Annotated in this window: 5 protein-coding genes and 1 tRNA gene; 3 read left to right on the top strand and 3 right to left on the bottom strand. The window is 68.3% G+C overall.

Annotation, left to right across the window (positions count from 1 at the left end; translation table 11 throughout):
* The first annotated feature begins 275 nt into the window (after nucleotides 1-275).
* The 3 genes from ACHFFZ_RS05485 (at nucleotide 276) to ACHFFZ_RS05475 (ending at nucleotide 3,215) form a co-directional block, all read left to right on the top strand.
* Nucleotides 276-1,157, top strand: coding sequence for an ABC transporter ATP-binding protein (locus ACHFFZ_RS05485; protein ID WP_394275652.1), 882 nt, complete (start codon nucleotides 276-278; stop codon nucleotides 1,155-1,157).
* Entirely contained in the window at nucleotides 1,154-2,383 is a 1,230-nt protein-coding gene (locus tag ACHFFZ_RS05480) for an ABC transporter permease (RefSeq protein ID WP_394275651.1), read from the top strand. The genes ACHFFZ_RS05485 and ACHFFZ_RS05480 overlap by 4 nt, the downstream gene beginning before the upstream one ends.
* A gap of 88 nt (nucleotides 2,384-2,471) precedes the next feature.
* Nucleotides 2,472-3,215 carry a VIT family protein gene (locus tag ACHFFZ_RS05475; protein ID WP_394275650.1) on the top strand — a complete coding sequence of 248 codons (744 nt, stop codon included), beginning with the start codon at nucleotides 2,472-2,474 and terminating at the stop codon, nucleotides 3,213-3,215.
* A gap of 69 nt (nucleotides 3,216-3,284) precedes the next feature.
* Here the strand turns inward: ACHFFZ_RS05475 and ACHFFZ_RS05470 are convergent.
* The 3 genes from ACHFFZ_RS05470 to ACHFFZ_RS05460 form a co-directional block, all read right to left on the bottom strand.
* Nucleotides 3,285-3,358, bottom strand: a tRNA-Ile gene (locus ACHFFZ_RS05470).
* Between the two features lie 66 nt (nucleotides 3,359-3,424).
* A complete protein-coding gene (locus ACHFFZ_RS05465) occupies nucleotides 3,425-4,039 on the bottom strand; it encodes a DUF3566 domain-containing protein (protein ID WP_394275649.1) in 615 nt (204 codons plus the stop codon).
* Nucleotides 4,032-4,276 (bottom strand): hypothetical protein (locus tag ACHFFZ_RS05460; RefSeq protein WP_394275648.1); only part of this gene is annotated, 245 nt, incomplete at its 5' end. The genes ACHFFZ_RS05465 and ACHFFZ_RS05460, both read right to left, overlap by 8 nt.

The following is a 4,276-nucleotide window of genomic DNA, read 5'->3' as shown; positions in this document are numbered from 1 at the left end:
GGGGGGGCCACACCTGGGGGTGGGCCGCCCGCAGTGCCGTTACGGCCCGTCCGAGGATCGGCTGAGCCCAGTTCCCCGGTGACCGTGCTGGAAATGCAGCCCATACGGCCACGGATGACATTTGAACGTGTCGTGCGCCGTATGGGGCGCAATTGCAGCACCTGTGCCGCGAGACCCCTCGGGGGGATGAAGAAGGATTTCCCCCGCGGGAGGGATGTGCCCCGATTCGCCACTTGACAGGCTGGAGCCATCATCGGTCCCAGTCAGGAGGCGCCATGCTGGAAGTCCAGCACCTCACCCGTCGCTACGGCGACACCCTGGCCGTCGACGACGTCAGCTTTGATGTCGGCAGCGGCCAGATGATCGGCTTCGTCGGCGGCAATGGCGCCGGCAAGACCACGACGATGCGCATGTTGATGGGCCTGCTGGCCCCCGACGAGGGCCAGGTGCTGTGGCAGGGGCGTCCGGCCACCGCCACCGACCGCTCCCACTTCGGCTACATGCCCGAGGAGCGCGGGCTCTACCCCAAGCAGGCGATCGCCGACCAGCTGGTCTACCTGGCCCGGCTCAAGGGCATGGGGGCCACCGCTGCCCGCACTGAGACGATGGAACTGCTGGAACGCTTCGGCCTGGCCGACCGCTCCAAGGACAAGCTGGAGAAGCTCTCCTTGGGCAACCAGCAGCGGGTCCAGATCGCCGCCGCCGTGATGGCCTCGCCCACCTGCCTGGTGCTCGACGAGCCCTTCAGCGGCCTCGACCCGGCCGCCATCGACCAGATGGCCGACCTGCTTCGCGAGCGCACCGCCACAGGGGTGCCCACCCTGTTCAGCAGCCACCAGCTCGACCTGGTCGACCGGCTCTGCGACGGCTTGGTGATCCTGGCCAACGGTCGCGTCGTGGCCAGCGGCAGCCGCGAGCAGCTCGAATCCAGCGGACGGGTCCGCCACCGCCTGGTGACCAGCAACGATGCCGGCTGGGTCCGCGAGATCCCCGGCCTGGTCGCCCTCGACGTCGACGGCGGCACCGCCCTGCTGGAGCTCGTTGAGCCCGGCACCGAGCGGGTGCTGCTCACCGAGGCACTCGCCCGCGGCGAGGTGCTGGAGTTCAGCCGCGTTCGTCCCACCCTGTCCGAGATCTACCGCGAGGTGACGGCATGACCCACACACAGACCACTGCGATGGCCAACGACAACCAGACAGGCCACGGCGGACGGGCCCAGGCCCCGTGGATCACGGTGATGACCCGCGAGATCCTGGTGAAGGTCACCGACAAGGCCTACATCATCGGCACCCTGGTCACGCTGGCCCTGGTCCTGGGCTCGATGGGGGCCTCCGCCTGGTTCAGCGGCCGCGCCGACCACAGCACCGTGGCGGTTGTCGACACCCGCTCGCAGCAGTTCGCCTCCAGCCTCGATGCGCTCACCAAGGCTGCCAATGACCAGAACTCGGTCGAGGTGACCAAGGTCACCGATGCCGCGGCCGGGCGGGAGCTGGTGCGTGCCGGCGATGCCGACGCCCTCCTGGTGCCCAAGGGCTCCGGATGGGAGCTCACCTTCAAGGACTCCCCCGGCTCCGACGTGGTGCAGCTCGTGCAGCAGGCCGCCTCCAACCAGGTGATGGCCGCCACCGCCCAGAAGGCCGGCACCTCCTTGGCGGAGCTGACCGCCGCCAGTACCGTCGAGACCACCCTGCTGGAGGGTGACTCCTCGCGCTCCCAGGCGGCGACGGTGATGGGGCTGGTCTTCGCAGTGCTGTTCATGATGTCGGCGATGACCTACGGCATGCAGATCGCCCAGTCGGTGATCGAGGAGAAGCAGTCGCGCATCGTCGAGATCCTGGTGGCCGCCATCCCGGTACGCCAGCTGCTGGCAGGCAAGGTGCTCGGCAACACCGTGATGGCCCTGGTCCAGATGGCGCTGCTGGTCGGCGCCGGCCTGGTGGGGGCGAGCTTCGTGCCGCGCTTCTCCGACGTCCTGCCCTCTCTCACCACCGCGGTGGGATGGTACCTGCTGCTCTTCCTCGCCAGTTTCCTTGCCCTGGCGTGCATCTGGGCTGCGGCCGGGGCCATGGGCACCCGCAGCGAGGACCTGCAGCAGACCGGTGCGCCGATGATCTACCTGCTGATGGGCGTCTACTTCGCCGGCTTCATGGCCACCGGCACGTGGAAGGTGGTGCTCAGCTATGTGCCGATCGTCTCGGGCATCCTGATGCCGGCCCGGATCGTCGAGGGCACCGCGCAGTGGTGGGACGGGCTGGCCGCCCTGGCAGTCAACCTGGCCTTCGCCGCGGTCACCGTCATCGTCGGCGAGCGGATCTACCGGCGGGCGCTGCTGCGCACCCAGGGGCGCCTGGGCTACCGGGAGGCCCTGCGCCTCAAGGGATGAGACCTGACCACGGCAAGGCTTGCCTTCGGTGACAGCGGTGCCCCCAGCCTGCATGCTTGGGGCACTGTTGTTCGACCAAGGAGCGTCCATGACCAGCCAGGCATCTCACGACATCGCCGACGGTGGGTCAGAGCCGCCCCGGGGCCACGCCGAGAGCACCGTCGGGGACCGGTTGAACTGGCTGCGCGCAGCTGTGTTGGGAGCCAATGACGGCATCGTCTCCGTTGCGGCGTTGTTGATCGGCGTGGCCGGCGCCCACGCCACCGCGAGCACACTGCTCACTGCCGGCGTGGCCGGGATCTCCTCAGGGGCCCTGTCGATGGGGGTCGGGGAGTACGTCTCGGTCAGTGCACAGCGTGACTCGGAGAAGGCCCTGGTCGACAAGGAGCGCACCGAACTGGAGCAGCTCCCGCAGCAGGAGATGGACGAGATGGCGCAGATGCTCCAGGAGCTCGGGGTACGGCCCGAGACGGCACGGCAGGCGGCTGCCGAGATCCACGAGGACGAGCCGCTGGCCGCCCATACCCAGCTGGAACTCGGGATCGATCCCGAGGCCACCGTCAAGCCCGTCGAGGCGGCGCTTGCCTCCACCGCCGCCTTCACGGTCGGCGGCCTGGTGCCACTGCTGGCGGTGTTGCTGGCCCCGCACAGCATGGTGGTCCCAGTGGTGGGAGTGTCGGTGCTGCTGGCCCTCGCTCTCACCGGGGTGAGCTCGGCCAGACTGGGGCATGCCCCGGTGCCAAGGGCAGTGGTGCGCAATGTCGTCGGCGGCCTGCTGGCGATGGCGATCACCTTCGGCATCGGCCGCCTCTTCGGCGCCACCATCGGCTGACCGGCACTGCCGGCCAGCCCTCGGACACAGAAGATCCCCCGACGGTTAACCGTCGGGGGATCAGTTCTGTGGGCCTAACTGGACTTGAACCAGTGACCTCTGCCTTATCAGGGCAGCGCTCTAACCGACTGAGCTATAGGCCCGCAGTCACTCTCGCAACGAAGAGTGACTCTAGTGCACCAGCAGACTTCAGCACAAATCCGGCGGAATCAGTCCTCGGCCAGCGTCACCTCGAGGCCGCCGATCACGGTGGCGGCCAAGTTGTAGAGGAAGCTGAACAGGGTGGCCAGAGCCGTGAGCAGCACCACGTTCAAGGCGCTGATCATGGCCGCGAAGCCCAGCACCTTGTGGGTGTTGACGTAGTCCTCCAGACGGAAGACGGTCTCGCTGCTGGGGTGCGAGGCCAGGTCGGTGACGGCCTTGTTGACGGCATCGAAGACACCGGAGGCGTTGATGATGCCCCAGACCACCCAGGTGGCGATGAAGAAGACGATGCCGCCGGCGATGGTGAACAGGAAGGCCGTCTTCATCACCGACCACGGATCCAGCCGCGACAGGCGAAGCCGTGCCCGACGGGTCCGCCGCGTACCCGGCACGGCGGAGGTGCCGTCACTGGCGGTGGTCACCACGGCCCGCTCCTTGAGGTCGCTCATCTTGCCACCCACGGTCGTCCCGGCTTCACTGAGACGCTGCCGGGCACGGTCCCAGGCAGTGGCGCCCGAACCGTCGTCGGGCGACGCGTCGACGACGCTGACGTCCTTGCCCTCCGCGGACTTCTGGGCAGCCTTGGCGCCGGTATTGGCAGCCTTGCTGGGATCACTCACCGGATTCCTCCTGCTCATCGGTGACCATCTGGGTCGAATCCTGCTCACCAACGGTAGCTGCCGCAGTGCCACCCGCGCTCGCCGACTCGGCGGTGAGATCCGACTCCTCGGCCAGTTCCTCATCGGCGGCCTCGGGATTGAGCGCGATCACGGCCACCTCGTCGTCCCCGCGGACCCCGACGAACTTCACGCCCATCGTGTCGCGGCCCTTGGCGGGCACGTCGGAGACATTGCTGC

The sequence above is a fragment of the Luteococcus sp. genome (assembly GCF_043424415.1).
Lineage (GTDB): Bacteria > Actinomycetota > Actinomycetes > Propionibacteriales > Propionibacteriaceae > Luteococcus.
The sequence above is the reverse complement of the archived record's forward strand: the minus strand, read 5'-3'. Positions and strand labels throughout refer to the sequence as shown.

Coding starts and splice junctions, on each gene's coding strand:
- ACHFFZ_RS05485 (WP_394275652.1), top strand. CDS start 276: ATGCTGGAAGTCCAGCACCTCACCCGTCGCTACGGCGACACCCTGGCC.
- ACHFFZ_RS05480 (WP_394275651.1), top strand. CDS start 1,154: ATGACCCACACACAGACCACTGCGATGGCCAACGACAACCAGACAGGC.
- ACHFFZ_RS05475 (WP_394275650.1), top strand. CDS start 2,472: ATGACCAGCCAGGCATCTCACGACATCGCCGACGGTGGGTCAGAGCCG.